General features: G+C 64.3%; 32 protein-coding genes, 2 pseudogenes and 1 riboswitch. Of the genes and pseudogenes, 23 read left to right on the top strand and 11 right to left on the bottom strand.

The window, feature by feature from the left end:
- The first annotated feature begins 81 nt into the window (after positions 1-81).
- Together ACKI1H_RS28320 and ACKI1H_RS28315 are read left to right on the top strand one after the other, a co-directional pair.
- Entirely contained in the window at positions 82-303 is a 222-nt protein-coding gene (locus ACKI1H_RS28320; RefSeq protein ID WP_280055962.1) for a hypothetical protein, read from the top strand.
- Positions 304-668: 365 nt separating this feature from the next.
- On the top strand, positions 669-1,046 hold the full coding sequence (locus tag ACKI1H_RS28315; RefSeq protein ID WP_440467036.1) for a response regulator: 378 nt from the start codon (positions 669-671) through the stop codon (positions 1,044-1,046).
- Between the two features lie 106 nt (positions 1,047-1,152).
- Here the strand turns inward: ACKI1H_RS28315 and ACKI1H_RS28310 are convergent, their stop codons facing one another.
- Positions 1,153-1,362, bottom strand: coding sequence for a cold-shock protein (locus tag ACKI1H_RS28310; protein ID WP_280055964.1), 210 nt, complete (start codon positions 1,360-1,362; stop codon positions 1,153-1,155).
- Positions 1,363-1,639: 277 nt separating this feature from the next.
- Here ACKI1H_RS28310 and ACKI1H_RS28305 point away from each other — a divergent pair, with 277 nt between their 5' ends.
- The 7 genes from ACKI1H_RS28305 to ACKI1H_RS28275 all read left to right on the top strand — a co-directional run bounded on the left by ACKI1H_RS28305 (position 1,640) and on the right by ACKI1H_RS28275 (position 6,367).
- Positions 1,640-1,807, top strand: coding sequence for a hypothetical protein (locus ACKI1H_RS28305; RefSeq protein ID WP_341785695.1), 168 nt, complete (start codon positions 1,640-1,642; stop codon positions 1,805-1,807).
- Between the two features lie 262 nt (positions 1,808-2,069).
- Positions 2,070-2,897: a tRNA 2-thiocytidine(32) synthetase TtcA gene (gene ttcA / locus ACKI1H_RS28300; protein WP_138526267.1), complete on the top strand. Its 828-nt coding sequence runs from the start codon at positions 2,070-2,072 to the stop codon at positions 2,895-2,897.
- A gap of 19 nt (positions 2,898-2,916) precedes the next feature.
- Positions 2,917-3,588 (top strand): DNA-3-methyladenine glycosylase I, encoded by a 672-nt coding sequence (locus ACKI1H_RS28295; RefSeq protein ID WP_440467035.1) that lies wholly within the window; start codon positions 2,917-2,919, stop codon positions 3,586-3,588.
- Positions 3,589-3,617: 29 nt separating this feature from the next.
- Positions 3,618-4,382: an NAD-dependent deacylase gene (locus tag ACKI1H_RS28290; RefSeq protein WP_440467034.1), complete on the top strand. Its 765-nt coding sequence runs from the start codon at positions 3,618-3,620 to the stop codon at positions 4,380-4,382.
- Between the two features lie 69 nt (positions 4,383-4,451).
- Entirely contained in the window at positions 4,452-5,078 is a 627-nt protein-coding gene (locus ACKI1H_RS28285) for a C40 family peptidase (RefSeq protein ID WP_138526270.1), read from the top strand.
- Positions 5,079-5,158: 80 nt separating this feature from the next.
- Positions 5,159-5,689: a C40 family peptidase gene (locus tag ACKI1H_RS28280; protein WP_138526271.1), complete on the top strand. Its 531-nt coding sequence runs from the start codon at positions 5,159-5,161 to the stop codon at positions 5,687-5,689.
- Positions 5,690-5,704: 15 nt separating this feature from the next.
- On the top strand, positions 5,705-6,367 hold the full coding sequence (locus tag ACKI1H_RS28275) for an O-methyltransferase (RefSeq protein WP_138526272.1): 663 nt from the start codon (positions 5,705-5,707) through the stop codon (positions 6,365-6,367).
- Between the two features lie 63 nt (positions 6,368-6,430).
- Here ACKI1H_RS28275 and ACKI1H_RS28270 read toward each other — a convergent pair whose 3' ends face one another.
- From ACKI1H_RS28270 to ACKI1H_RS28250, 5 genes are all read right to left on the bottom strand, one after another.
- Complete coding sequence (locus ACKI1H_RS28270) at positions 6,431-7,129, bottom strand: pirin family protein (RefSeq protein WP_138526273.1); 699 nt, start codon at positions 7,127-7,129, stop codon at positions 6,431-6,433.
- Positions 7,130-7,255: 126 nt separating this feature from the next.
- A complete protein-coding gene (gene tcyN, locus ACKI1H_RS28265; protein ID WP_440467033.1) occupies positions 7,256-8,023 on the bottom strand; it encodes an L-cystine ABC transporter ATP-binding protein TcyN in 768 nt (255 codons plus the stop codon).
- Complete coding sequence (tcyL, locus tag ACKI1H_RS28260) at positions 8,020-8,691, bottom strand: cystine ABC transporter permease (protein ID WP_171049556.1); 672 nt, start codon at positions 8,689-8,691, stop codon at positions 8,020-8,022. The genes tcyN and tcyL overlap by 4 nt, the downstream gene beginning before the upstream one ends.
- Positions 8,691-9,491: a cystine ABC transporter substrate-binding protein gene (gene tcyJ / locus ACKI1H_RS28255; protein WP_138526275.1), complete on the bottom strand. Its 801-nt coding sequence runs from the start codon at positions 9,489-9,491 to the stop codon at positions 8,691-8,693. Before tcyJ ends, tcyL begins: the two co-directional genes overlap by 1 nt.
- 119 nt (positions 9,492-9,610) lie before the next feature.
- On the bottom strand, positions 9,611-10,612 hold the full coding sequence (locus ACKI1H_RS28250) for a D-cysteine desulfhydrase (RefSeq protein WP_440467032.1): 1,002 nt from the start codon (positions 10,610-10,612) through the stop codon (positions 9,611-9,613).
- 242 nt (positions 10,613-10,854) lie between these two features.
- On the opposite strand from ACKI1H_RS28250, the gene ACKI1H_RS28245 reads away from it, so the two are divergent.
- From ACKI1H_RS28245 to ACKI1H_RS28235, 3 genes are all read left to right on the top strand, one after another.
- Entirely contained in the window at positions 10,855-11,289 is a 435-nt protein-coding gene (locus ACKI1H_RS28245) for a hypothetical protein (RefSeq protein WP_246084941.1), read from the top strand.
- A gap of 117 nt (positions 11,290-11,406) precedes the next feature.
- On the top strand, positions 11,407-11,613 hold the full coding sequence (locus ACKI1H_RS28240; protein WP_138526277.1) for a hypothetical protein: 207 nt from the start codon (positions 11,407-11,409) through the stop codon (positions 11,611-11,613).
- A 197-nt stretch (positions 11,614-11,810) separates the two neighbouring features.
- Positions 11,811-12,062, top strand: a complete 252-nt coding sequence (locus ACKI1H_RS28235) for a hypothetical protein (RefSeq protein ID WP_138526278.1) — start codon at positions 11,811-11,813, stop codon at positions 12,060-12,062.
- A gap of 86 nt (positions 12,063-12,148) precedes the next feature.
- Here the strand turns inward: ACKI1H_RS28235 and ACKI1H_RS28230 are convergent, their stop codons facing one another.
- The 5 genes from ACKI1H_RS28230 to ACKI1H_RS28210 all read right to left on the bottom strand — a co-directional run bounded on the left by ACKI1H_RS28230 (position 12,149) and on the right by ACKI1H_RS28210 (position 16,349).
- The gene (locus tag ACKI1H_RS28230; protein ID WP_138526279.1) at positions 12,149-12,442 is read right to left on the bottom strand and encodes a LasR-specific antiactivator QslA; all 294 of its coding nucleotides are present in this window, start codon (positions 12,440-12,442) and stop codon (positions 12,149-12,151) included.
- Between the two features lie 418 nt (positions 12,443-12,860).
- Positions 12,861-13,484: an ABC-type transport auxiliary lipoprotein family protein gene (locus ACKI1H_RS28225; RefSeq protein ID WP_440467031.1), complete on the bottom strand. Its 624-nt coding sequence runs from the start codon at positions 13,482-13,484 to the stop codon at positions 12,861-12,863.
- Positions 13,481-14,419, bottom strand: coding sequence for an MlaD family protein (locus ACKI1H_RS28220; protein WP_138526281.1), 939 nt, complete (start codon positions 14,417-14,419; stop codon positions 13,481-13,483). The genes ACKI1H_RS28225 and ACKI1H_RS28220 overlap by 4 nt, the downstream gene beginning before the upstream one ends.
- Positions 14,420-14,421: 2 nt before the next feature.
- On the bottom strand, positions 14,422-15,207 hold the full coding sequence (locus ACKI1H_RS28215) for an ABC transporter ATP-binding protein (RefSeq protein WP_138526282.1): 786 nt from the start codon (positions 15,205-15,207) through the stop codon (positions 14,422-14,424).
- The gene (locus ACKI1H_RS28210; protein ID WP_138526283.1) at positions 15,204-16,349 is read right to left on the bottom strand and encodes an ABC transporter permease; all 1,146 of its coding nucleotides are present in this window, start codon (positions 16,347-16,349) and stop codon (positions 15,204-15,206) included. Before ACKI1H_RS28210 ends, ACKI1H_RS28215 begins: the two co-directional genes overlap by 4 nt.
- A gap of 130 nt (positions 16,350-16,479) precedes the next feature.
- Positions 16,480-16,705, top strand: a riboswitch (cobalamin riboswitch).
- Between the two features lie 270 nt (positions 16,706-16,975).
- On the opposite strand from ACKI1H_RS28210, the gene cobO reads away from it, so the two are divergent.
- The 11 genes and pseudogenes from cobO (at position 16,976) to ACKI1H_RS28155 (ending at position 26,334) form a co-directional block, all read left to right on the top strand.
- Positions 16,976-17,587 (top strand): cob(I)yrinic acid a,c-diamide adenosyltransferase, encoded by a 612-nt coding sequence (gene cobO / locus ACKI1H_RS28205; protein ID WP_138526284.1) that lies wholly within the window; start codon positions 16,976-16,978, stop codon positions 17,585-17,587.
- 28 nt (positions 17,588-17,615) lie between these two features.
- Entirely contained in the window at positions 17,616-18,908 is a 1,293-nt protein-coding gene (locus ACKI1H_RS28200; RefSeq protein WP_440467030.1) for a cobyrinate a,c-diamide synthase, read from the top strand.
- 13 nt (positions 18,909-18,921) lie between these two features.
- The gene (gene bluB, locus ACKI1H_RS28195) at positions 18,922-19,572 is read left to right on the top strand and encodes a 5,6-dimethylbenzimidazole synthase (protein WP_440467029.1); all 651 of its coding nucleotides are present in this window, start codon (positions 18,922-18,924) and stop codon (positions 19,570-19,572) included.
- A pseudogene (locus ACKI1H_RS28190) lies at positions 19,569-19,706 on the top strand (cobalamin biosynthesis protein); the annotation flags it as partial. The gene bluB and the pseudogene ACKI1H_RS28190, both read left to right, overlap by 4 nt.
- A gap of 192 nt (positions 19,707-19,898) precedes the next feature.
- Positions 19,899-20,687: pseudogene (cbiB, locus tag ACKI1H_RS28185) on the top strand (adenosylcobinamide-phosphate synthase CbiB); the annotation flags it as partial.
- Complete coding sequence (gene cobD / locus ACKI1H_RS28180; RefSeq protein WP_138526288.1) at positions 20,687-21,688, top strand: threonine-phosphate decarboxylase CobD; 1,002 nt, start codon at positions 20,687-20,689, stop codon at positions 21,686-21,688. The pseudogene cbiB and the gene cobD, both read left to right, overlap by 1 nt.
- A gap of 23 nt (positions 21,689-21,711) precedes the next feature.
- Positions 21,712-23,151: a cobyric acid synthase gene (locus tag ACKI1H_RS28175; protein ID WP_440468925.1), complete on the top strand. Its 1,440-nt coding sequence runs from the start codon at positions 21,712-21,714 to the stop codon at positions 23,149-23,151.
- Positions 23,152-23,355: 204 nt separating this feature from the next.
- Positions 23,356-23,877 carry a bifunctional adenosylcobinamide kinase/adenosylcobinamide-phosphate guanylyltransferase gene (gene cobU, locus ACKI1H_RS28170; RefSeq protein WP_440467028.1) on the top strand — a complete coding sequence of 174 codons (522 nt, stop codon included), beginning with the start codon at positions 23,356-23,358 and terminating at the stop codon, positions 23,875-23,877.
- Entirely contained in the window at positions 23,874-24,929 is a 1,056-nt protein-coding gene (cobT, locus tag ACKI1H_RS28165) for a nicotinate-nucleotide--dimethylbenzimidazole phosphoribosyltransferase (protein WP_440467027.1), read from the top strand. The genes cobU and cobT overlap by 4 nt, the downstream gene beginning before the upstream one ends.
- Entirely contained in the window at positions 24,926-25,513 is a 588-nt protein-coding gene (gene cobC / locus ACKI1H_RS28160; RefSeq protein ID WP_440467026.1) for an alpha-ribazole phosphatase family protein, read from the top strand. The genes cobT and cobC overlap by 4 nt, the downstream gene beginning before the upstream one ends.
- Positions 25,514-25,611: 98 nt before the next feature.
- Positions 25,612-26,334, top strand: a complete 723-nt coding sequence (locus ACKI1H_RS28155; RefSeq protein ID WP_440468924.1) for an adenosylcobinamide-GDP ribazoletransferase — start codon at positions 25,612-25,614, stop codon at positions 26,332-26,334.
- The last annotated feature ends 104 nt before the right edge of the window (positions 26,335-26,438 follow it).

Genomic DNA, 26,438 nt, shown 5'->3' with positions numbered 1-26,438 from the left:
GTGTCTGGTGTTTTCCGAGGCGAATAAACAAGTCTATGGTTACCAGCAGGTCTGTGCTGATGCCTATGGAAGGAGTGCGTAATGTCTCGCAATCGATCTACTGAAGAGGTGCGCGTAACCTTGGCCGAGCTTTCGTTCCAGAACGAGGCAGCGGCGGTGGTTCTGGAGCGAGCGGCTTTAGAGTTGCCGAGTGGGTTAGGTTGCGAGGTAACAGAGGTTATCGAGTTGCTTCGCAGGCATGCAGTGTCGCTGCGATCTTTGGCGGAGCGGGTGCAAGATGGTGGTATAGCGGCGTTGCAATGAACAGGGCGGAAAAGCAGCTGCTTACAGCTCTGCGCACCACCTCATTCAATAATGCAGCTGTTGCGGACCGTCTCACATCGCTTGCCGCCATGGTTCCTGCTCTGAGAGACGAGCTGAGGGCGATGGCTAGCCAGCTTGAGCGAGATGCCGACTCGCTGGAGATTTTCGTGAAGGAAATTCACGAAGGTCGAATCGTACGATCGCCTTGATGCTTCTTGTATGGATGGATATTCGCCGTCAGTGATTGGCTGCGGATCTAATTAATTACTTATTAATTGTCGTGCGAAATAGCTTGCTCTTTAAGGGAAAAGAGAGGATCACTGTACTATCCCTCCTATTCGAGGTGGGCTTTTAAGGCCTCCACCGTGAATATCGAAGATCGTAGTGCCGATGATCTTGTTGTTTTGATCGTCGAAGATGACAGCGTTCTCGCTTTTTTGCTTCAGATAGTCATGGATGAAAACGGAATTTCAGCTGAAGTGTACGGTACGGCTGAGGATGCTCTCGAAACGGTGAGGAAATATGATCACTTAGTTCGTTTGGTTCTGACTGATGTAGATCTTCCTGGTGAAATGAATGGAGTCGCACTATCTGAGGTTTTGGATGTCGAACGTCCGGAAATTCCAGTTATTCTAATGTCCGGCCGTCCCTTGATGGAGCAGAATTCCTATCGGATGTTTCTACAAAAACCTATTGGGATGGAAAAGCTGATCGATGCGATAAAATCAAGCATGTCCAGATGAGTTGTTCGCTAATGGGGGCGATATCGATGGTGCGCCATTCGTGAGTTCTGGTAAGTGCAGTAACGAGAAAGCCCCGCATTTGCGGGGCTCTTCATCTGAGCGACCGTTACATTGTCTGCACTTGGTCAGCCTGAGGGCCTTTCGCGCCGTTGGTCACGTAGAAGCTAACGCGCTGGCCTTCGTCCAGTGTTTTGTAACCAGTGCTCTCGATGGCACGGAAGTGAACAAAAACGTCCGCGCCACTTTCAGGAGTAATGAACCCAAAACCTTTTTCGGGGTTGAACCATTTTACGGTTCCGGTTTGACGAGTGGTCATGATGAATCTCCAAATAATGATCACGCTAAGCAAAATGCAAAACATGACTGGGTGCGAAGTGAAGAGGGCCGCAAAGATGGAGAATCAAGAAGACAAAACATCTATCGGTGCCGCTAAACCGAGCAGGCAGGGGGTCACCATACAGGCTTTTCAGATAATAGATAGGTAATTTTTAGGGGGTTTCAGAATTCGGTCAGGCGGTAGGGGGTGGGAATAATTTGTGTGTATAGTGGAACACTAGCTGCCAATCTGGTGGCTCATCACCTCAGGTGAACTGATGTCTAATTCAGAGATCAAATTTGCACGTTCGGAGCTGGATAAGCAAATCTCAGCATTTCTTTCTAAAGGCGGTGAAATCCAGGAAATTCCTGCCGGCAAGCATGCCCATAGGGAGCCGTTTAAGCGGTCCGAGTGGACCATAGGCAAGAAGAAGCCGGAAGCTTAATTCCTCAGAAGTGAAAGGGCCGCACCTCTTGATGCGGCTTTTTTGTTAAGAGGCTATGGCTGCTCGGGAGGACGGGGCTGGCGTAGTGCTTACCATTCGTTGATGCTGCCTCTTCTAGCTTTCGACACTATATCGACACTCAGGGTCGTGCCCCGGAAAGAAGGCCTTTTGGATCAGTGGCTTGAAGGTGCGGTGTCCGTCATTGGCGATTTGCGCGTAAAATGACCGGCTTTTCGTCTTGCCCTTCGGATTCCAGAGCACCATGGCCAGCACCCTTTCGGTCAACCAGAACAAACTGCAGAAACGCCTGCGCCGCCAGGTTGGCGAGGCGGTCACCGACTTCAACATGATCGAGGACGGCGACAAAGTGATGGTCTGCCTGTCCGGCGGCAAGGACAGCTACACCCTGCTGGACGTCCTGCTGTACCTGCAGAAGGTAGCGCCGATCCAGTTCGAGATCGTCGCGGTGAACATGGATCAGAAGCAGCCCGGCTTCCCCGAGCACGTGCTGCCGGCGTACCTGGAGTCCATCGGCGTGCAGTATCACATCATCGAGAAGGACACCTACTCGGTGGTGAAGGAGAAGATCCCGGAGGGCAAGACCACCTGCTCGCTGTGCTCGCGCCTGCGCCGTGGCACCCTCTATACCTACGCCGATGAGATCGGTGCGACCAAGATGGCGCTGGGGCACCACCGCGACGACATCCTGGAAACCTTCTTCCTTAATATGTTCTACGGCGGCACCCTCAAGGCCATGCCGCCCAAGCTGCTGTCCGACGACGGCCGCAACGTGGTAATCCGCCCGCTGGCGTACTGCAACGAGAAGGACATCGAGGCCTACTCGGTGCTCAAGGAATTCCCGATCATCCCGTGCAACCTGTGCGGCTCGCAGGAAAACCTGCAGCGCCAAGTGGTCAAGGAAATGCTGCTGGACTGGGAGCGCAAGTCGCCGGGCCGTACCGAGATCATGTTCCGCGCCCTGCAGAATGTGGTGCCGTCGCAACTGGCCGACCGCAACCTGTTCGACTTCAACAGCCTGCGCATCGACGAGACCGCCACCCCGCGCTTCCTCGACGTGATGAACCTGTAAGACCTCGCAAGGACGCCCGATGCGCGATTACCAGTGGCTGTACGAATACTGCCTGAACCGCTTTGGCTCGGTCCAAGCGCTGGAAGCCCGCCTGCCGCAGGCCAAGTCGCCGGCCCAATTGGTAGCGGTCGGCGATGATCGCTACCTCTCGCTGATCAGCCTGCGCATCTTCCGAGCTGGGCTAAAGCACAGCCTGGTAGACGCCAAGTGGCCGGCCTTCGAGGAAGTCTTCTTCGGCTTCGACCCGGAGAAAGTCGTGCTGATGGGCGGCGAGCGCCTGGAAAACCTGATGCAGGACACCCGGCTGATTCGGCACCTGGGCAAGCTCAAGAGTGTGCTGCGCAACGCCCAGTTCGTGCTGGACGTAGCCCGCGAGTACGGCAGCTTCGGCAAGCTCCTGGCTGACTGGCCGTCCAGCGACATCGTCGGTCTGTGGAAGCTGCTGGCCAAGCGGGGCAATCAGTTGGGCGGCATGTCAGCGCCGCGATTCCTGCGCATGGCCGGCAAGGATACCTTCGTTCTCAGCGATGACGTGGTGGCTGCGCTCAAGGCCCAGGAAATCGTCGACAAGACGCCAACCAGCCTGAAGGACCTCGCGCTGGTTCAGGCAGCGTTCAACACCTGGCAGGAGCAAAGCGGCCGTCCGTTGTGCCATATCTCGATGATGCTGTCGTACACGGTCAACCACTGACGCGCGGCCCGGCCGCGGAGGAGGGGCGCATGGATTCGGCCATCGAACGCACCGGTGCGGCACTGGCTCGCGCTGAACGCATCCTGGTGATCACCGGCGCTGGGCTCTCCGCCGATTCGGGCATGCCGACCTATCGTGGCCTGGGTGGTCTTTACAACGGACGCACAGCGGAAGGAATACCTATCGAGGTGGCGATCTCCGGTCCGATGCTGCAGAAGGACCCGGCGCTGTGCTGGAAATACCTGGCCGAGCTGGGCAAGGCCTGCCTGAGTGCGCAACCCAATGCCGGTCACGGCGCCATCGCGGAGCTGCAACGGCTCAAGCCGGAGTGCTGGGTGCTGACGCAGAACATTGATGGCTTCCACCGTCGCGCCGGTTCGCCGTCGGAGCGGTTGATCGAGATCCATGGCGAGCTGGCTCCGCTGTATTGCCAGTCGTGCGGGCTGGAAAGCCCGGAGCTGGCCGGGCACCTGGATGGCCCATTGCCGCCGAAATGCGCGCGCTGCGCAGGCGTGCTGCGCCCGCCAGTGGTGCTGTTCGAGGAGATGTTGCCGGAGGAGGCGATCGATACGCTGTATGCGCAATTGCGCAAAGGGTTCGACGTTGTTCTGCTGGTGGGGACCACTGCGAGCTTCCCCTACATCATCGAGCCGGTGCTGCGTACGCGGGACGCAGGAGGCTTCACCGCCGAGGTGAATCCTGGGCTGACCGACCTCAGTTCTGTGGTCGAAGAAAGAATGGTGGGTCGAGCCTTAGACATTATGCCGCGCCTGCTGGGTCACATTCCGCGATAAAAAACTTGCATTGCCCCCATTGAGCGGGCAAATTAGCCCGCTAATAAATGGAGCTAATGAGACACGGTCGTGCCCATGCTTAAACGCTTAGCACCCCTCGTGCCCATGAGTTTCGTTCTGCTGCTGGCAGCTTGCGCCAGCCATTCGCCGGAATCGCAGCCGAACCAGGTCGCTTCAGTGCCTGCCACTCGAGCAGCGTTCCAGGTAAATCAGCACAACATAGCGCTGATGAATGAGTCGCAGGACGAGGGGGCCAAAAACGATAACGGCAGTTCGACTGCCCATGTATCCGACATTCTGGATCGCGCGTTCTCGCTGATCGGTACTCCGTACCGCTTTGGTGGAAAATCGGAGCGGACCGGCTTCGATTGCAGCGGCTTCGTGGGCTATCTGTTCCGCGAAGAAGCAGGCATCAGCCTGCCGCGCTCCACGCGTGAGATGATCAATATGGACGTCCCGCTGGTCTCCAAAGCGGACCTGCAACCGGGCGACCTGATCTTCTTCAACAACCGTGGTCGCGGTCGGGTCAGTCATGCCGGCATCTACATCGGTGACGGACAGTTCATCCACTCCGCCAGCCGCCGTGGCGGTGGTGTGCGGGTGGATAGCCTGGATGAGAGCTACTGGCGCTTGAGCTACATGGAAGCCAAGCGTGTGCTCGAACCGGGCTACGAGCCGAAGACAGCGATCCGCTAAACTTAAAGTTTTACTTTAAGTATTGCGCTCAAGTCGCTGTTGGTACAAAGTGATGGCACTCCTTGACGGGATGCCATCACATGCTCGTTCCTCAGCGCATCATTCTGCTCGTTGCTCTCGCCTCGCTGGCCGCCTGCGCCAGTCGCACTCCGCCGTCGCCCCCTCCCGTGGTGAACGCGCCGGCCGCTCCCGTCTACAACACCCAAGCTGCTGACGATATCCTGATCCGTGCCATTGGCCTGGTGGGGACGCCCTATCGCTGGGGCGGCAACACGCCTGATGGCGGATTCGATTGCAGCGGCCTGATCGGCTACGTCTACCGCGATGCCACCGGCCTGATGCTGCCGCGCTCCACCCGCGAGATGATTTCCATGCGCGCGCCCACCGTTGGCCGCGAGTCGTTGCAGAGCGGCGACCTCATCTTCTTCGCCACCAATGGTGGACGTGGTGTCAGCCATGCGGGTATCTATGTCGGGGAAGGGCGTTTCGTTCATGCGCCCAGAACGGGCGGGACCGTACGCCTGGACAGCCTCGACAGTGCCTATTGGCAGAAAGCCTTCCTGGAAGCCAAGCGTGTCCTCGCCGTGCAGAGTCTCGCCCTCCATCCCTGATTCTCAGGAGGGCCCATGACCACCCGCACGCTGAACCTGGACGACTCGCTCTACCAGTACCTTCTCGACGTTTCCCTACGCGATTCTCCCGTCAAGGCGCGCTTGCGCAGCGAGACTGCCAACCTGCCCATGTCCCGCTGGCAGGTTGCCCCGGAGCAGGGCCAGTTCCTCGCCTTGCTGGTCAGGCTGACCGGCGCCAAACGCATCCTCGAAATCGGTACCTTCACGGGCTACAGCGCCTTGTGCATGGCCGAGGCACTGCCAGAGGGCGGCCATATCCTTTGTTGCGATCTTCCCGGCGAGTACAACGACATCGCTCGAGGCTACTGGCATGACGCCGGCGTCGATTCTCGCATCGAGCTGCGCCTCGGGCCGGCCCTGTCCACGCTGCAAGCCCTGGTAGCCGGTGATCAGCAAGGCAGTTTCGACCTGGTCTTCATCGATGCCGACAAGGCCAATTATTCCATTTACCTGGAGCATGCCCTGACCTTACTGCGCGAGGGCGGCCTGGTGGTCTTCGACAACGTGTTGTGGAGCGGGCGGGTGCTGGAGGCGAACCCGGAAAGTGCGGACACGCGGGCGATCCAGCAGCTCAATCTGGCCTTGAAGACGGACGAGCGAGTGGATTACTCGCTGGTGCCGATTGGTGATGGCATGAGTCTTTGCCGCAAGCGCTGACTCCAGGGCTGGAAGAAAAAAGGCACGCCAATTGGCGTGCCTTTTTCGTTGCTGCGGCCTGACTCAGGCGACATCGACCAGGATCACTTCGCTGTCTTCGAGCGCCGTGACCTTTACCACCGCCTCGTCGGCGATGGCAGCACCGTCGCGAGCCAGCAGTTCGACACCGTTGACCTCGACCTTGCCGGTTGCCGGCACGAGGTAGGCGCGGCGACCGTTGCCCAGTTCGTACTCCGCGGTCTGGCCGGCCTTCAGGGTGGCGGCGACCAGGCGACCGTCGGCGCGAATGCGCAAGGCGTCGGCGTCGTTCTCATGGCCGCTGGCCAGGGTCACGAAGCGCCCGGCGCGGTCGCCCTTCGGGAAGGGTTTGGCGCCCCAGGATGGCGTGCCGCCGCGTACCGACGGGATGATCCAGATCTGGAAGATCTTGGTGACATCCTTCTCCAGGTTGTACTCGGAGTGCACGATGCCCGAGCCCGCACTCATCACCTGCACGTCGCCCGCTTCAGTACGGCCCTTGTTGCCCAGGCTGTCCTGGTGGGTGATCGCACCCTGGCGGACGTAGGTGATGATTTCCATCTCGCGGTGCGGGTGCGGCGGGAAGCCGGTGCCGGCAGCGATTTCGTCATCGTTCCAGACGCGGAGGTTGCCCCAGTCCATGCGCTCGGCGTCGTAGTACTCGGCGAAGGAGAAGTGGTGCTTGGCGTTGAGCCAGCCGTGGTTGGCGCCGCCGAGTTGCTGGAAGGGTCTGCGTTCGATCATGACATAGTCCTCGTGGGGCGCGGCTGGCTGGTGGGTCAGTCCGCGCGGTTCATGGGACTATCTTCTCTCGCAATCGATCGATGAAAAAGCGCAAATATCGGCAGATATTAATCTATTAATTCGATCTTATTCGGTGAGGCGCTTTTCGCCCTGATCGAGGAACTTGCTGAGGAACTGGCGGGTGCGCTCTTCCTTCGGGTGAGCGAACAGCGCCTTGGCGTCGCCCTGCTCGACGATCACACCCTTGTCGATGAATATCGCCCGGTTCGCAACGTCGCGGGCGAAGCTCATTTCGTGGGTGACGATGACCATGGTGCGCTTTTCCTGGGCCAGGCCGCGGATGGTCGCCAGGACCTCACCGACCAGTTCCGGGTCCAGCGCCGAGGTGGGTTCATCGAAGAGGATCACGTCCGGCTGCATGGCCAGGGCGCGGGCGATGGCGACGCGCTGTTGCTGACCGCCGGAGAGGCGCTTGGGATAAGAGTCCTCCTTGCCGGCCAGCCCCACCTTCGCCAGCAACTGGCGGGCGCGCTCAATGGCCTGGGCGCGCGGCTCCTTCTTCACGATGATCGGGCCCTCCACCACGTTCTCCAGTGCAGTGCGGTGGGGGAACAGGTTGAAGTTCTGGAAGACGAAGCCCACGTGCTGGCGCAGCTTGCGGATCAGTCCCTGCTGTCCGCTGAGCGGCCGTGAGGCGTCGATGAGGATGTCGCCAACCTGGATGGTCCCGCCATTGGGTACTTCCAACAGGTTCAGGCAGCGCAGCAGGGTAGTCTTGCCCGAGCCGCTGGGGCCGATGATCGCGACCACTTCGCCGGGCTGCACGGTCAGGTCGATGCCCTTGAGCACCTCCTGGCCGCGAAACTGCTTGGTCAGCTGGCGTACTTCGATCATGCGTCGTGCTCCTGGTCATGACGGTTGACCCGGTCTTCCAGGCGATTCTGCAGGTGCGACAGGATGCTCGCGAGGATCCAGTAGATCAGCGCGGCAGCCAGGTACATGGTGAAGACCTCGAAGGTACGCGCGGTGATCAGCTGGGCCTGGCGGAACAGTTCCGGGACCTGGATGGTGGCGGCCAGGGCGGTGTCCTTGACCAGAGAAATGAAGCTGTTGCCCAGCGGTGGCAGGGCGGTACGCGCGGCCTGCGGCAGGATCACCCGGCGTAGGGTCTCGGCGCGGGTCATGCCGATGCTGGCGGCGGCTTCCCACTGGCCCTTGTCGATGGAGCCGATGGCGGCGCGGAGGATTTCGCAGACATAGGCGGCCATGTTCAGCGAGAAGCCGATCAGCGCCGCCGGCAACGGGTCGAGTTCAATGCCGGCCTGGGGCAGGCCGTAATAGATCATGAAGAGCTGGACCAGCAATGGCGTGCCGCGGAAGAACGACACGTAGATGCGCGCGATCCAGCGCACAGGAGTGAAGCCGTACAGGCGCATCAGCGCCAGAACGAAGCCGAGCAGCAGTCCGAAGAACATGCCGCCTACGCTGAGGACTACCGTGAAGACCGCGCCCTTCAACAGGAAGGGCGCGGAATCCAGTGCAAGCTGCAGGCTTTCTTCGATCATTGGGTGACGTCAGCCTGGAACCATTTCTCCGAGAGTTTCTTCAGCGTGCCGTCGGCGCGGAACTTCTCGATGGCCTTGTTCAGCGCCGCGAGCAGTTCGGGGTTGCCCTTGCGCAGGGCAATACCGGCTTCCTGGCGGGCGAAGGGCGCGCCGGTCAGCGCCATGGCGCCCTTGGTCTTGTTGACCATGTCGAAGGCGGCCAGGCGGTCCACCAGGATCACGTCGATGCGGCCGCTGCGCAGGTCCTGGAACTTGGTCGGGTCGTCTTCATAGGTACGCACGTCAGCCTGCGGTACGTGTTCGCGCAACCACTGTTCGTAGTTGGTGCCCAGCCCCACGCCGACTTTCACCCCGGCGAGTTTCTCCGGCGCGTCGTACTTGCCTTCGTCACCCTTGCGCACCAGCGCCTGGATGCCGGAGACGGTGTAGGCGTCAGAGAAGTCGTACTTCTTCTTGCGCTCCTCGGAAATGGTCACCTGGTTGATCACCAGGTCCAGGCGCTTGGATTCCAGCGCGGCGAGGATGCCGTCCCACTTGGTCGGTTGCAGCTTGGCGGTGACGCCCAGCTCCTTGGCGATCAGGTTGGAGAAGTCCACTTCGAAACCGGCCAGCTTGCCGTTCTCGTCCTGGAAACTGAAGGGCGGGTAGGTGCCCTCGAGACCGACGCGGACTTCGCCCTTGGACTTGATCTGGGCGAGCAGGTCGTCCGCGGCCTGGGCCTGGCTGAAGAGGCTGGCACCCAGGGTGAGGGTCAGGCTGGCAAGCAGGAAATGACGTCGCAGTGCGGAGAAGGTCATGGTGGTCCCCGTTTTTGGTGTTTTAAGCAGGTTAGTCAACGCGTGGCGACTATAGGGTCGGAATCGTTATGCAATAAAATAATAAAAAATTACATACCTAGTCCTGATGGATATGTGACTCAAGTGGCCGAATGATAGGCGAACAGCGCCGGCGAACCGCCGGTGTGCAGGAACAGGATAGGCCCGGGTTTTGAGAAGCGATCACGGCGAATACCGTCGAGCAATCCAGCCATCGCCTTGCCGGTGTACACCGGGTCCAGCAGCAGGCCTTCCTGGCTGGCCAGCAGGCGCACTGCCTCGAGCGTGCCGGCATTCGCTTCGCCGTAGCGCGGGCTGAAATACTCGTCCCACAGTTGTACTTTCGGAACGGCTGGCATGTCGTGGCCGAGCAGTTCCAGCGTGCGCGCGACCAGCCCTTCGACTTTCGGCCGTTGTGCCGCGTCGGTTCGCGAAACGGTTACGCCGATGACATCCAGCTCCGGCAAGGCATCGGCCAGCGCGATCGCCAGGCCCGCATGGGTGCCAGCGCTGCCGGAGGCGAGCACCACGGCGGAGAACGCCTGGCCGCTGCTGTGAATCTGCTCCGCCAGTTCCAGTCCGGCGCGCACGTAACCCAGGGCGCCCAGGGCATTGGAGCCGCCGATGGGCACGATGTAAGGCTTGTGCCCCTCGCGGCGCAGGCGCTCGCCGGTCTGCGCCAGCAGCTCGTCGGCGGTATCGAGATTGGGGACGAGTTCTACCTCGGTGCCGAACAGGTCCAGCAGCAGGCGGTTGCCATTGCTCAGGTAATTGCGGTCATCGGTGCCGATGGGGTTTTCCAGCAGCGCCACGCAGCGCAGGCCGAGCTTCGCCGCGACGGCGGCAGTCTGGCGCACATGGTTGGACTGGATCGCGCCGGCGGTGACCAGCGTGTCGGCGCCGGCCTTCAGGGCATCGGCGGCGAGGAACTCCAGCTTGCGCACCTTGTTGCCGCCCAGGGCGAACGGTGTAGTGTCGTCGCGCTTTACGTACAGCTCGCGGCCCAGGTGCGCGGAGAGTCGGTCCAGCTTGTCCAGCGGAGTCGGGCCGCCGGCCAGGTCGAGGCGGGGAAAGCGGGCGAGGGCTTCACGCAGGGAGCTCATGGCAGGTTCTCGGTGTGACGGCGGAATGCATCACGATAGAGCGCGTGAAATCCCGCCGCAATGTGGCGGGCGGCCGCTTGACGCTGACCTGCACGGGAATGTCGCGTGATCACCGCTGGAAACTCCAGAGGCTGTGAATCAATGTGCGGACAGCGGAGCGGCGAACCGCTACGCTCCACGCTCAGATCCGGAAACTTTAACCGGGCGATAACGAAATCAGGAAAACCAGGGCGGGAAATCCGATGACTTCAGCAGTACCTTCACGCGCTTCGCTGCAACGCTGGATGCTTCAGCTACTCGGCGCGGTGGCCTTGATGCTGGGGCTGAGCAGCCCGGCGCTGGCTGACCGGGTGATTCCCTCGGGGATGATGGTGGGCTTCGTCGATAGCGCAGTGTACCCGGTGATCACCCTCAAGCGACCGAAGCCGAGCCTGTTGCGCCAGGTCATCACCATCGGCCTGTATGAAAAGACCATCAGCTACCCGCTGTCGGTGTCCATCCGCATCCGCGACGAGACCAACCGCTTCATGGTCTACGGCATGCTGCCGAAGATCGCCGGCAAGTTCGTCGGCATCAAGATGGGCCTGGACAGTCGGATCAGCCAGATCTGGGTGATGACCGAAGCCGAAGCGACCGAGTACGTGACCCGCCCGGACACTCTGTTCCCGCCGAGCTGATGGCTTTGCCTCCGGGTTGACGGCCCTGCCCGTGCCGCTCGTGCGGGCGGGCAGCCGGAAGAGTGCGACTTCGGCTATCATGTGCACCGTTTCAAACCTTTCAGAACCGGTCTAACCATGACGTCCTCTCAGCAGCCGCCCCGCGACGACAGCGCCGACAACGCGCAGGAACAACCCAAACTCTCCCTGGCCGAGCTGGCCAAGGCAGCCCTTGCTGCGCAGCAGCAGGCGAAAACCGCCTACCAGCATCGCAAGCCCCACGACCAGGCCGAGTACCGCCCGCCGCACCCGCGTGGTTCGCGTCGCTCCATGGGCAAGCGCTGAGGCAGCCTCTCGTCCGAAACACTGTCAGCTGGCGCTCTTGCGGGGGCGCTGGCTGAACTGCGGTGACCGGCATGGGTCGTATCCGCAGCGGCCTTGCCATGCTGGCTGGCCATTCCCGCTCTCGCGAACCGTCACGGATCGACACCCGCGCCACCCTATGCCCAGGCAGAGGGGCGCCTCGCGTCCAAGGAGAATCCATGAAAGTCCTCGTACCCGTCCTTTCCCTGCTGGCACTTGCCGGCTGCATCACCATGACCGGCAACTACGAAGTCAGTGCCCATGACGAGTCCGGCAAGGCCCTGAGCAATGGCAAGTTCCTTGCCAGCGGCAGCGGCATCTATACCGTGCGCAACTCACTCTGCTCGGTCTACCCGAAGGCCATCGTTACCATCAGGGACGTGGAGACGGACCAAGAGCTGGAGGGCGAAAGCCCCTACCACTGTCGCTGAGCGTGGTTCGCGAGCAAGCCTGCTCCCACCGCTGAACCCGCCTGCCTGGAAGAGGCGGCTTGGGATACTCCCAAGCCGCTTCGTCGTTATTGCGGCAGTCGTTCGAACCGTCGTTCCAGTTGGGTGAGGAAACCAATCTCATAGGCCATGCGGTCCAGCATGGAACGCTGCAGCGTGCGGCCCTTGGCGAAGTTGCTCCAGAGCGTTTCCCCGCCCGGGGCGAACAGCCATTCGCGGGCGACCAGCGCGCCATAGCTCATGACGAGGTGAGATTCCTCCGGCCAGCCCGGCGGGGTTTCGAATCTGAGGGGGTGATCGCGGCCCGGCAGGGTATGGAACTGGGCTGATTCGGGATCGAGGGTGTTGTTGTCTGAAGACATTTGCGTTACTCCGTTTCGTTGAGGTCAGGAGCTGCCGCCATTGCTGTCAAACAATGGAGGCAGACCACGCGGGGTTGACAGACCGGGAAACGGAACCGGCAGACCTCACGGGGAGGTCTCCCCGCGCGATCTGCCATAAACCCTGCGATCAGAAATCACAGTCGTGACAAGGCCTACGAAAAGCGTTCGCCGCTTTTCGCATGCACCTGCTGGCGCAATCGCGCCGTTTCGACGGGCTGTCAAACCCGGCCACGGATTTGGCCGTGACGGGCGCAGCATAGGGGCTGCCTACCAAGCCGGCAAGAACAGGTGCTCGCGCCAGGGAGGTATCGGCTGCGTCCTACAGATATGAAGGGCGAAGTGCTTCAGCAGGGTGCTCTGCCGCAATGACAAAGGCCGGCAATCGCCGGCCTTGTGCTTACTGTGGTGTGAGCTTCTGCCGCTGCCCCTGCTGCAACGTCCACTCCACCACTTGCTCGGAAAGCTGGTCGGCTGCCTTGCCGAAGGCGCTGACCACTTCGGGCACCTGCTTGCCGTCCACCGGCTGGCGGACCTCGAAGCTGCGCGAGGCGACGATGCGTTGGCCGAGGGTGCGCACCAGGCGGGCGTCGTAGCGGATGTGGATCACCGGTTTGCCGTTCTGGTACTCGCTCTGGAAGGCGCGCAGTTCGCCGGTCAGGTCGAGATCGGCTTGCAGGCTGGCTTCGTCGCTGCTCAGGGCGCGGACGCCGCCGTTGGCGGTGAAGGCATCGAGCAGGCGGTCACGCAGCAAGCCAGGTGCACGGTTGCTCCAGCGTGCGCCCTGGTAGCTGCTCAGCTGGTTGCCCTGCGGGACCACGGCGATGCGGTTGCTGTCCAGCGCCAGGCCGGCGGTGGGGGCGCTGACGCGTAGCGACCAGTCCACCGCTGTGCTGCTGCGCGCCGGTTGTTGCGCTGCCGGCAGCAGGTAGAAGTCCGGGCTCTCCGCTTCCGGGAGGATCGAGCAGGCGCCCAGCAGGCTGACCAGGGCGGCGACGCCGAGCAGGCGGGGAAGGGCGGTCATGGCTGGAACTCCTTGTTGCGTTCGCGGCCGAGCAGGTAGCCGGTGGGGTTCTCCTGCAGGCGGCGGGTGACGCCGCGCAGGTCTTCCAGGGTGGAGCGCAGTTCGCGGATCGCCGGGCCGATCTCACCCAGGCCGTTGAGGCCGCCGTTCACCGAGTCGTAGTTGCTGTTCAGCAGTTGATCCACGCGCTCGCTGCTGCTGCGCAGGGAGGCGAGGGTCTTCTGCGCGTCGTCCATGATGACCTGGCCTTTTCCGCCCAGTGTCTGGTTGGCGCGGTCGAGCAACTCGCTGGCATTGGCCAGGGTGATACGCGCCTGCTCGCTGGCGGCGGCGAGTTCCTTGAAGGTCCGGCGGATGTCGTCGCGCTGTTCGGCGACCACGCCGGTGGCCTGGTCGATGTGGTCCAGGGTGCGGCTGATGCGGTCGACGTTCTCCTGGGAGAACATGCGGTTCACGTTGTTGATCAGGTTGTTGATGTTGGTGGCGATGTCCTCGCCGTTGGCCAGCAGCTTGGCGAAGGGTGAAGGGATGGTCTTGATCACCGGCACCTCGCCGTCCTTGCTGGCCAGCGGCGGGCTGTCCTGGGCGGCGCTGGAGAGCTGGATGATGGCCTGGCCGGTGACACCGGTGAGAGCCAGCTTGGCGCGCGTGTCTTCGCGGATCGGTGTGCTGTCGTAGACGCGGATGCGTGCGCGGACCTTGCGCGGGTCGTTCGGGTCCAGGCGCAGGGAGACCACATCGCCGACGCGGATGCCGCTGTACTGCACGGTGCCGCCTTCGGACAGGCCGGTCACCGCCTCGTTGAAGATCACGTCGTAGACCTTGTACTTCTGGTCGTTGCTCGATTGCGCCAGCCACAGCGCGAAGAGCAGTGCGCCGATCGACACCACCAGGGTGAACAGGCCGATCAGCACGTGATGGGCACGGGTTTCCATTGTCAGTTTTCCTCCCGCAGGTGCTCGGTGGCCTGCTGCGCGGCACGGCCACGGGGGCCATGGAAGTAGTCCTGGACCCAGGCGTCCGGGTTCTCGGCGACCTGGTCCAGCGGACCGACCACCAGCACCCGCTTCTGCGAGAGCACGGCGACGCGGTCGCAGATGGTGTAGAGGGTGTCCAGGTCGTGGGTCACCAGGAACACGGTGAGGCCGAAGGCGTCGCGCAGGGTCAGGATGAGTTGGTCGAAGGCCGCGGCACCGATGGGGTCTAGGCCGGCGGTGGGTTCGTCAAGGAACAGGATGTCCGGGTCCAGCGCCAGGGCGCGGGCCAACGCGGCGCGCTTGACCATGCCGCCGGACAGCTCCGAGGGGTACTTGGCGCCCGCATCCGGTGGCAGGCCGGCGAGGGAAATCTTCACCTTGGCCATGAACTCGGCGTCGCTGCGCGACAGTTTGGCGTGTTCGATCAGCGGCAGGCAGATGTTCTCGCTCACGGTCAGCGAGGAGAACAGCGCGCCGTTCTGGAACAGCACGCCGAAGCGCCTTTCCAGTTTCGAACGCTCCAGCGGCGGCAAGGCAGGCAGGTTCTGCCCGAAGACATGCACGCTGCCTTCGCTGGGCTGGCGCAGGCCGATGATGCTGCGCAGCAGCACCGACTTGCCGGTGCCCGAACCACCCACTACGCCGAGGATCTCGCCCTTCATCACGTCGAGGTCGAGGTGCTCGTGCACGGCGTGGGTGCCGAAGCGGTTGGCCAGGTCGCGGACGACGATGATCGGTTCGCTCACCAGCCCATCTCCATGAAGAACAGCGCGAACATGGCATCCAGCAGGATCACCACGAAGATCGACTGGACCACGCTGGAGGTCGTGTGCTCGCCCACCGACTGCGCGCTGCCGCTGACGCGGAAGCCTTCCAGGCAGCCGATCACGGCGATGATGAAGGCGAATACCGGGGCTTTGACGATGCCCACCAGGAAGTGCTGCACGGCGATGTCGTTCTGCAGCATGTAGAGGAACATGCGCGGCGAGATGTCCAGGCTCAGGGCGCAGACCACGCCACCGCCGAAGATGCCGGAAATCATCGCCAGGAACGTCAGCATCGGCAGGGTCAGCAGCAGCGCCAGCACCCGCGGCAGTACCAGCAGTTCTACCGGGTCCAGGCCCAGGGCCTGGATCGCGTCGATTTCCTGGTTGGCCTTCATCGAACCGATCTGCGCGGTGAAGGCGCTGGCGGTGCGGCCGGCAATCAGGATGGCGGTGAGCAGTACGCCGAACTCGCGCAGGAAGGAGAAGCCCACCAGGTCGACGGTGTAGATCGCCGCGCCGAATTTCTGCAACACCGTGGCGCCGAGGAAGGCCACCACTGCACCGACCATGAAGGTGAGCAGGGCGACGATGGGCACGGCGTCCAGGCCGGTTTCCTCCATGTGCGCGGCCAGCGAGGTCAGCCGCCAACGGCGCGGACGCAGCAGGTTGCGCAGCAGGGTCTGGAGAGTCAGGCCGATGAAGCCCAATACACCGATCAGGTGGTCCTTGAAGGTGACGGAGGCAATGCCGATCCGCTCCAGCACATCGACCAGCGCATTGCCGGGCGGCGGGGCCTTTTCGTCGAGCCGGCACTGGGTGATCGCGCTGCCGACAGTGCGCAGCAGCGCCTGGCGTTCGGCGGGCAGGTTGCGGGCGATCTGATCGAGTTGGCTCATGCGTGCGCTGCCGATGATCTCGGCGAGCAGGGCGGCACCGGCGGTATCCAATGCGCCGAGGCCGGCGAAGTCCAGCGCGCCCGGGGACTCGGCAGTGCGCTGTGCGGCCACCTGAGCTTCGAGCGTGGAGAAATGCGCAAGCGTCCAATCACCACTGATGCGCATCAGCGGTGGATTGGCGGTGGCGTCGAGCTGGAGCTGGCCGGGTAGGGCAGTCGTCGTCATGAGTCGCATTCTAGCGAAGTTATGCGGCCTGACCACTTGACTTGTGTGACCCATTTTAGAGCCTTTGTGGTTCTGAGGGCGGGCCCCGGCGACATCCTGTTCAATTGACGCCCCAGCCCGCCAGCCACTAAGCTGCGCGCCTGCTTCAGGTGCTCTCGGCGCAAGCCGCGAGTGAAACAGGGAAGCCGGTGAAGTCGATGCACAATCGATCATTCCGGCGCTGCCCCCGCAACGGTAAGCGAGCTTCGAACCGCAATCCGCCACTGTGCCATTGGCATGGGAAGGCGCGGTTCCTTCGGAAACGCCAGGCGCTTCCACTCGCGAGCCCGGAGACCGGCCTGCTGCATCGCATGGCATCGCGGGAGGCGCTGCCGACGTCGGCGCTGCGCGCCGCGCGTTGCCGTCCTCCGCCTGCCCCGACTGGTCAGTGCCGCGCGGGTGAGAGCGGCGGAGAATCCTTCAGGTGAAATCCCTATTCCCCGGGTCGACAGCCTTCGTGCTGGGCGATCTCTTCTGCATGGCGCCTGCGCGCGCCAGCGGTACATCCCTGCCTGTTCCATCCCCCGTTCGCTGCCACCCGGCCGGCAGCCTGACGCCTGTGCAATCGCTTTCAGGAGCCACTTCTCATGACTGAATCCCCGGAAAAGGACGACCGCCACCGCTCGCGCATGCAGCGCAAGAAGGCAGTGATTGACGAGAAGATCGCCCAGGCCCAGGGGGAGCGCGGTGTGTTCCTGGTCAACAGCGGCAACGGCAAGGGCAAGAGCAGCTCGGCGTTTGGCATGGTTGCCCGCGCGCTGGGCCATGGCATGAAGGTGGGCGTCGTGCAGTTCATCAAGGGCGCCGCGACCACGGGCGAGGAAGCGTTTTTCCGCCGCTTCCCCGAAGAAGTCAGCTTCCACGTCATGGGCGAAGGCTTTACCTGGGAAACCCAGGACCGCCAGCGCGACATCGCCAAGGCACAGGCGGCCTGGGACGTGGCGCGGCAACTGCTGAGCGACCCGCAGGTCGGCCTGGTGGTGCTGGACGAAGTGAACATCGCCCTCAAGCACGGCTACCTGGAACTGGACACCGTGTTGGCCGACATCGCCGCACGTCCGCCGATGCAGCATGTGGTCGCTACCGGCCGCGGCGTGCAGCCGGCGATGACCGAGGCGGCCGACACCGTCACCGAGATGGGCCTGGTGAAACACGCCTTCAAGGCCGGTATCAAGGCGCAGAAAGGGGTGGAATTCTGATGCATCCCGTTGTGGCGGAGCACGCTCGATGACCTCGCGCCAATGCCCCGCACTGCTGATCGCCGCACCCGCCTCCGGGCAGGGCAAGACCACCGTGACCGCCGCCCTGGCGCGCCTGCACACGCGCCTCGGGCGCAAGGTGCGGGTGTTCAAGTGCGGCCCGGATTTCCTCGATCCGATGATCCTCGCCCGTGCCAGTGACGCGCCGGTCTACCAGCTGGACCTGTGGATGGTCGGCGAGGAGGAGAGTCGCCGCCTGCTCTGGGAGGCGGCCGGCGAGGCCGACCTGATCCTCATCGAGGGCGTGATGGGCCTGTTCGACGGCTCGCCCTCGGCGGCCGATCTGGCGCGGCGCTTCAATGTGCCGGTGATGGCGGTGATCAACGGCCAGTCCATGGCGCAGACCTTCGGCGCGATGGCCGTCGGCATGGCCACCTATCAGAGCGACCTGCCGTTCTCCGGCGTGCTCGCCAACCGCATCGGCAGCCAACGCCACCGCGACCTGGTGCGCGACAGCCTGCCGGAGTGGATTCGCTGGTACGGCGCGCTGCCTCGCGATACCGAAGTAGAGCTGCCGAGCCGCCACCTCGGGTTGGTGCAGGCCGACGAGCTGGCGGACCTAGACGCCCGCCTGGATGCCGCCGCCGATGCCCTGGCGGCCAGCGCCAGCACCGAGCTTCCGCTGCCCGTGAGCTTCGCCGCGCCCGAGTTGCGAAACCGGGCTTCCCGTCTCGATGGCGTGCGCATCGGCGTGGCGCGGGACAATGCTTTTGCCTTCCTCTATCAGGCCAACCTCGACCTGCTGAGCGAGCTGGGCGCCGAGCTGCTGTTCTTCTCGCCGCTGCGTGACGTGGCGCTGCCGGAGGTGGACAGCCTCTACCTGCCCGGCGGCTACCCGGAACTGCACCTGCAGGCGCTGGCGGAGAACCGCGCCATGGCCCTGGCCATCCACGCGCATCACGAGATGGCCAAACCGATCCTCGCGGAGTGCGGCGGCATGCTCTATCTGCTCGACGCGCTGACCGATGTGGCCGGAGAGCGCGCGCCACTGCTTGGCCTGCTGCCGGGCGAGGCGCGCATGCAGAAGCGCCTCGCTGCATTGGCGCTGCAAGCCGTGACGTTGCCCGAGGGTACGCTGCGAGGGCACACCTTCCACCACTCGTTACTGGACAGTAGCGAGGAGCCGCTCGCCCGTGGCATCTGCCCCAACGACAAGCCGGTGGCCGAAGCGGTGTTCCGCCGCGGCCGGCTCACCGCCTCCTACATTCACTTCTACCTGCCGTCCGACCCGGACGCCGCAGCAGCCCTGCTCAGACCATGAAGAGCGTCAGACCATGACCGAGCACGCTTACAGTCCAGAAGAGCGCGCCGCGCTCTACCGCGCCATCGCCGAGCGCCGTGACATGCGCCACTTCAGCGGCGGCGAGGTGGCGCCCGACCTGCTCGCGCGCCTGCTCGAGGCGGCGCACCAGGCGCCCAGCGTCGGGCTGATGCAGCCGTGGCGGTTCATCCGCGTCACCTCGCGGGAGCTGCGTGAATCGATCCATGCGCTGGTGGAGGAAGAGCGCGTGCGCACCGCCGAGGCGCTGGGCGAGCGTTCCGACGAGTTCATGCGGCTGAAGGTCGAGGGTGTGCTCGACTGCGCCGAAGTGCTGGTGGCCGCGCTGATGGATGGCCGCGAGGCGCACGTCTTCGGTCGTCGTACGCTGCCGAACATGGACCTGGCCTCATTGTCCTGCGCTATCCAGAATCTCTGGCTGGCTTCTCGTGCCGAAGGACTAGGGATGGGCTGGGTGTCGTTGTTCGATCCGCTGGCGCTGGGCGAATTGCTTGGATTGCCGGACGGAGCCGAGGCGGTCGCGGTGATCTGCCTGGGTCCGGTCAGCGAGTTCTATCCCGCGCCGATGCTGGCTCTGGAGGGCTGGCGCCAGCCACGTGCGCTGGGCGAACTGCTGTATGAGAACCAGTGGGGAGAACAGCCATGAGCGTGGCTCTGTTGAGTATGCTCGGCGTGGCGCTGGACGCGCTGTTGGGCGAGCCGAAGCGCTGGCATCCGTTGGTGGCATTTGGTCGGTTGGCGGACCGACTGGAGCGAAGGTTCAATCGATCGCGAGTTGCCAATAGCGGTGAAAAGCTCCCTCTCCCTAACCCTGGCTGCGCGCCCCGCTCCGAAGGGAGAGGGGATATTCGTGCTGTGCCACATTCCGAGACTCCCGGCGAGCACAGTGCTGGCCTACAGCTCCAGACTAGCTCCCTCTCTCTTCAGGGAGAGGGCGGGGGAGAGGGTACTTCTCCCCACTCCGATGTTTCCGGGAGTGACACCCCCGGCCTCGGCTGGCGCAGCCACGGCGTCACCGCCTGGATCATCGCAGTAATCCCGCTGACGCTGATCGCGCTGCTGCTCAGTCTGCTGCCCTATGTCGGCTGGGTTGTACAGGCGCTCGCGCTGTACGCCGCGCTGGGCCTGCGCAGTCTGGGTGAGCACGCCGAGCCGGTGGCGCTGGCCCTGCGCGTCGGTGACCTCAACGAAGCCCGGTTGCGGGTGGGCTACATGGTCAGCCGCGAAACCGCCGAACTGGATGACACCGCCGTGGCCCGCGCTGCCACCGAATCGGTGCTGGAGAACGGCAGCGATGCGGTGTACGCCGCGCTGTTCTGGTTCGCCGTGGCCGGCGCACCGGGCGTGGTGCTCTATCGCCTGAGCAACACCCTCGACGCCATGTGGGGCTACCGCAACGCGCGCTTCGAACGCTTCGGCTGGGCGGCGGCGAAGATCGACGACGTACTCAACTATATTCCGGCGCGCCTGGTGGCCTTCACCTACGCGTTGCTCGGCCATACCCGGCTGGCCTTGCGTTGCTGGCGGACACAGGCGCCGCAGTGGGACAGCCCCAACGCCGGCCCCGTGATGGCAACGGGCGCGGGAGCGCTGGGCGTGTCGCTCGGTGGCTCCGCCCGCTACCACGGTGAAATCCACGAACGCCCGCAACTGGGCGAAGGCCCGGCACCGACCGCCACCGACATCTGGCGCGCGCTGGCCCTGGTGCGCCAGGGCGTGCTGCTCTGGCTGGTCGTCATCCTCATTCTGGGAGTGCTCTGATGCTCGAACATGGCGGCCGGTTGCGCAAAGCGGCGCAGCAGTACGGCATTCCGCTCGCCGAATGGCTGGACCTGTCCACCGGCATTTCGCCTTGGCCCTGGGCGCTGCCCAGCGTGCCGGCAGCGTCCTGGATGCGTCTGCCCGAAGACAGTGACGGCCTGGAGGCCGCCGCGCGCCGCTACTACGGCGCCGAGAAGCTGCTGGCGCTGCCCGGCAGCCAGGCGGCGATCCAGTTGCTGCCGCGTTTGCGCCGGCCGGGCAAGGTCGGCGTGATCTCGCCTTGCTATGCCGAGCACGCCGAATCCTGGCGTGCTGCGGGGCACATCCTGCGCGAGGTCAGCGACCAGGAAGTCCCCCATCACCTGGAGCGCTTCGACGTGCTGGTGGTGGTCAACCCGAACAACCCCACGGGTAAGCGCATCGAGGCCGGCGTGCTGCTGGAGTGGCATGCGCGCCTGCAGGAGCGCGGCGGCTGGCTGGTGGTGGACGAAGCCTTCATGGACTGCACGCCCGAGCACAGCCTTGCGCCCAGCTGTGCGAGCCGCCCGGGGCTGATCGTGCTGCGCTCCTTCGGCAAGTTCTTCGGCCTTGCCGGTGCGCGATTGGGCTTCGCCTTCGCCGAGCCTCGCCTGCTGGAAAGCCTGGCGAAACTGCTCGGCCCCTGGGCGGTGAATGGCCCGACGCGCTGGGTCGCGCAGACCGTGCTGGGGGAGTTCCAGGAGCAGATTCAGCGGCGTCGCGATCTTCACGAGGCGAGCCGGCATCTGGCCGGGATGCTGGGCGAGCACGGCTTCGCCCCGCAGGGCGGCACGGCGTTGTTCCAGTGGGTAGTTTCCATGCGCGCCCACGCACTGCGCGATCACCTGGCGCGCCAGGGCATTCTCGTGCGCTTGTTCGAGACGCCCGGCAGCTTGCGCTTCGGCCTGCCGCCGGATGAGAAGGGCTGGGAACGCCTGGAGCATGGCCTGCGCACCTTCAATCAGATGGAGAGCCTGCGTTGAGTACCCTGAAAAGCGCGACGCTGATGGTACAGGGCACCACGTCGGATGCTGGCAAGAGCACGCTGGTGACCGCACTGTGCCGTTGGCTGGTTCGCCAGGGTGTTGCGGTGGTGCCGTTCAAGCCGCAGAACATGGCGCTGAACAGTGCGGTGACCGCCGACGGCGGCGAGATCGGTCGCGCCCAGGCGGTACAGGCGCAGGCCTGCCAGCTGGCGCCGCACACCGACATGAACCCGGTGCTGCTCAAGCCCAACAGCGACACCGGCGCCCAGGTGATCATCCACGGCCGCGCGGTGACCAGCATGAACGCCGTGGCGTACCACGACTACAAGCGCGTGGCCATGCAGGCGGTGCTCGAATCTCATCAGCGCCTGAGTGCGCAGTACCCGGTGGTGATGGTGGAGGGCGCGGGGTCGCCGGCAGAGATCAACCTGCGCGCCAATGACATCGCCAACATGGGGTTCGCCGAGGCGGTGGATTGCCCGGTGATCCTGATTGCCGACATCGATCGCGGCGGCGTATTCGCCCACCTGGTCGGCACCCTGGAGTTGCTCTCCGAGAGCGAGCGGGCGCGGGTGAAGGGCTTCGTCATCAACCGTTTCCGCGGCGACATCGCATTGCTGCAGAACGGCCTCGACTGGCTGGAAGAGCGTACCGGCGTGCCGGTGCTCGGCGTGCTTCCGTACCTGATGGATTTCCACCTGGAAGCCGAGGACGCCATCGATACCCGTCAGGCCGCCAAGACCGGCGAGCGCCTGCGCGTGGTGGTGCCGGTGCTGCCGCGCATCAGCAACCACACCGACTTCGATCCGTTGCGCCTGCACCCGCAGGTGGAACTGACCTTCATCGGCCCCGGCCAACCGATCCCGCCGGCGGACCTGATCATCCTGCCCGGCTCCAAGAGCGTGAGGCCGGACCTGACCTTCCTCCGCGCCCAGGGTTGGGAGGAGGCGATCCGCCGTCACCTGCGCTATGGCGGCAAGCTGCTGGGCATCTGCGGCGGCTTGCAGATGCTCGGCCGCAGCCTGGCCGATCCGCATGGCCTGGAAGGCGCGGCAGGGGAGAGCGATGGTCTCGGCCTGCTGGATTTCCACACCGTGCTGGCGCCGGAGAAGCAACTGCGCAATGTCAGCGGCCGGTTGGCGCTGGAAGATGCCCCGGTGAGTGGTTACGAGATCCATGCCGGCGTCACCGAAGGCCCGGCGCTGGCGAACCCGGCCGTGCGCTTGAGCGATGGTCGCAGCGACGGCGCGCTGAGTGCCGACGGGCAGGTGATGGGGACTTATCTGCACGGGCTGTTCGAGTCCGCTGCGTCCAGTTCGGCGCTGCTGCGCTGGGCCGGGCTGCGCGAGGTGCAGAGCATCGATTACCACGCCCTGCGCGAACGCGATATCGAGCGCCTGGCCGACCAGGTCGAGGCGCATCTGGATACCGAAAAATTGAGAGCGCTGTGCGGACTGTAGGGCGCATAACCGTTCGCGGTTATCCGCCTTCTCGCCTCGCTGCGATTTCGGCGGATAACGCCGGAGGCGTTATGCGCCCTACGGGGCACTGGCGTCTTCGTAGGATGGGTGGAGCGCAGCGATACCCATCAGACCTGCGCTCAGCCGCGATGGGTATCGCAGGCTCCACCCATCCTACAAAAGCCCCGTACTCAGGAAGTCTCCATGCTTGAACTGATCCTCGGCGGCGCCCGCTCGGGCAAGAGCCGCCTGGCCGAGCGTCTGGCGCTGGAAAGCGGCCTGCCGGTCACCTACGTCGCCACGGCTCAGGCCGGCGACGGCGAGATGTCCACGCGCATTCTCCAGCACCGTGAGCGCCGCCCGGAGCATTGGGGCCTGGTGGAAGAGCCGCTGGCCCTGGCCGAGGTGCTGGAGCGCCTGGCCGCACCGCAGCATTGCGTGCTGGTGGACTGCCTGACCCTGTGGGTCACCAATCTACTGATCCATGAAGACGGCTGGCGCCTGCGCGGCGAGATCGATGCGCTGCTGGAAACGCTGCCGCAACTGCCGGGGCGAATCATCCTGGTCAGCAACGAAACCGGGCTGGGGGTGGTGCCGATGGGCGAACTCAGCCGCCGATATGTCGACGAGGCCGGCTGGCTGCACCAGTCCCTGGCCGAGGTCAGCGAGCGCGTGGTGTTCACCGTCGCCGGCCTGCCCATGGTGTTGAAGGGGGAAGCGTTATGAGTCTGCAATGGTGGCTGCAAGGCACCCAGCCGATCGACCGCGTGGCACAAGGCAAGGCCGCTGCGCGCCAGGACCAGCTGACCAAGCCGCGCGGTGCGCTGGGCCGGCTGGAGGATGAGACCATCCGTCTCGCCGGCCTGCAGGGCCGCGAAAGGCCAAGCCTGGAGCATATCTGGATCGCCCTGTTCGCCGGTGACCATGGCGTGGTCGCCGAAGGTGTGTCGGCTTATCCGCAAGCAGTGACCGTCGAGATGCTGCGCAACTTCGTGCGTGGCGGTGCAGCGATCAGCGTGCTGGCTCGCGACCTCGACGCGCGCCTGGAGGTGATCGACCTGGGTACAGCCACTCCGTTGGAGCCGCTGCCGGGTGTACTGCATGTGATGGTCGGTGCCGGCACCGCGAACTTCACGAAAGAGCCGGCGATGACCGCCGCGCAGTGCCTGATCGCTCTGGAAGCCGGCCGCGAATCCGTGCGCCGTGCGCAGCAGGCCGGTGCGGAGCTGTTCATCGGCGGTGAAATGGGGATCGGCAATACCAGTTCGGCGGCGGCGCTGGCCTGCGCCCTGCTGGACGAACCGGCGCAGGCACTGGTTGGCCCCGGTACCGGGTTGGACCCGCAGGGCGTCGCGCGCAAGGTCGAAGTGATCGACCGTGCGTTGGCGCTGCACCGCGTGCATTGCGACGAGCCCTTCGAGGCGCTGTGCCGCCTCGGCGGTTTCGAGATCGCTGCTCTGGTGGGCGCCTATCTCGCCTGCGCGCAGAAAGGCATTCCGGTGCTGGTGGACGGCTTCATCTGCACCACCGCCGCTCTGTGCGCCACGCACCTGAATCCGGGCTGTCGCGATTGGCTGCTGTTCGCCCACGCTGGCGCTGAGCCGGGGCACAACCGAGTGCTGGCCGCGCTCAACGCCGAGCCCTTGCTGGACCTTGGGCTGCGCCTGGGCGAGGGCAGCGGCGCAGCGCTGGCGGTGCCGTTGCTGCGCCAGGCGTGCCGGTTGCACAGCGGCATGGCGACCTTCGCCGAGGCAGCGGTGTCGGACCGCCCGGCATGACATTGCGCCTGGAGTTGTTGCGCCATGGCGAGACCGAACTTGGCGGTGGCTTTCGCGGGCGCCTGGATGATGCGCTGACCGAAACCGGCTGGGCGCAGATGCGTGGCGCACTGGGGGATGAGTGCCGCTGGTCGGCGCTGGTCAGCTCGCCATTGCGACGTTGCGCGGCTTTCGCCGAGGAGTTGGCGGCGCGGCACGGCCTGCCGTTGGGCTTCGAACCGGGCCTGCAGGAGCTGGATTTCGGCCAGTGGGAAGGCCTTTTGCCAGCTAAGCTGATGGAGACGGACGCGGAAGCGCTCGGGCGTTTCTGGAACGATCCCTACGCCTGCCCGCCGCCCGGTGGCGAGGCCATGGGTGACTTCGAATCGCGCGTCTTCGTAGCGCTGGAGCGCCTCTACCAGGACCATGTCGGATCGTCCGTGCTGGTCGTCACCCACGGTGGTGTGATGCGCCTGCTCGGCGCGCTGGCCAGCGGCCTGCCGGCGAAGCGTCTGCTGGAGGTGGTGGTGGCCCACGGCGAATGCATGGCACTGGACGTGACTCGCGAGGGCGAAGGCTGGCGTATCCACAAGGCAAGCAATTGATGATCACTCCGCACCCGGACCGCAAGCAAGAGCAAGAGCCACCCCAGCCCGCCGAGCAGAGCGGGGCGGACGCGCACGCGGCACCGCTCAGCGACTGGCTGTTGCCGTTGGTGGCATTGCAGTTCCTCACCCGCTTGCCGGTGAGTCTGGGGCACATGCCGACGCCGCAACAGTTCGGCCGCGCCACGCTGTACTACCCCCTCGTGGGGCTGCTGATCGGTGCCGTGCTGTTTGCCATGGGGGAGTTACTCAGTGGCGTGCACCTGTTATTGCAGGCGGCGCTGATCCTGCTGGTGTGGGTGGCCTTCACGGGCGCGCTGCACCTCGACGGCCTGGCCGACACGGCGGATGCCTGGATCGGCGGGCTAGGGGATCGCGAACGTACGCTGGCGATCATGAAGGACCCGCGCTGCGGTCCGGCGGCGGTGGTCGCGCTGGTGCTGTTGCTGTTGCTGAAGTTTGCGGCGATCACCGCCATCCTCGGCAATCAGCAACACTGGGGTTTGCTGCTGGCGCCCTGGTTGGGGCGTTGCGCACTACCTCTGCTGTTCTTCACCACCGACTATGCGCGCAAGGGCGGACTGGGTCAGGCGCTGGCCGATCACCTGCCGCGCGGCGCAATGCCGTGGATGCTCGCGGCCAATGCCGCGCTGATGGTGCTGGTGGGCCTGACCGGCCTGCTGGCGCTGGTGGTGGCGCTGGTGGTGTTCGTCTGGTTGCGCAGCCGCTTCATCTCCCGCCTGGGCGGTACGACCGGGGACACCGCTGGGGCGATGCTGGAGCTGATCGAGTGCGCGGTGCTGGTGGCGTTGGCGCTCTGACAGATGAGCGTGGCCTGCCTGAGTCTGTAGGAGCGAGCTTGCTCGCGAACGGGTTTCCCGGCTGCGAGGCTGTCGTGCGGTTCGCGAGCAAGCTCGCTCCTACC

It is taken from the genome of Pseudomonas sp. YH-1, from assembly GCF_051990045.1.
Classification (GTDB): Bacteria; Pseudomonadota; Gammaproteobacteria; order Pseudomonadales; family Pseudomonadaceae; genus Pseudomonas; species Pseudomonas nicosulfuronedens.
This window is presented reverse-complemented; position numbering and strand designations above follow the sequence as displayed.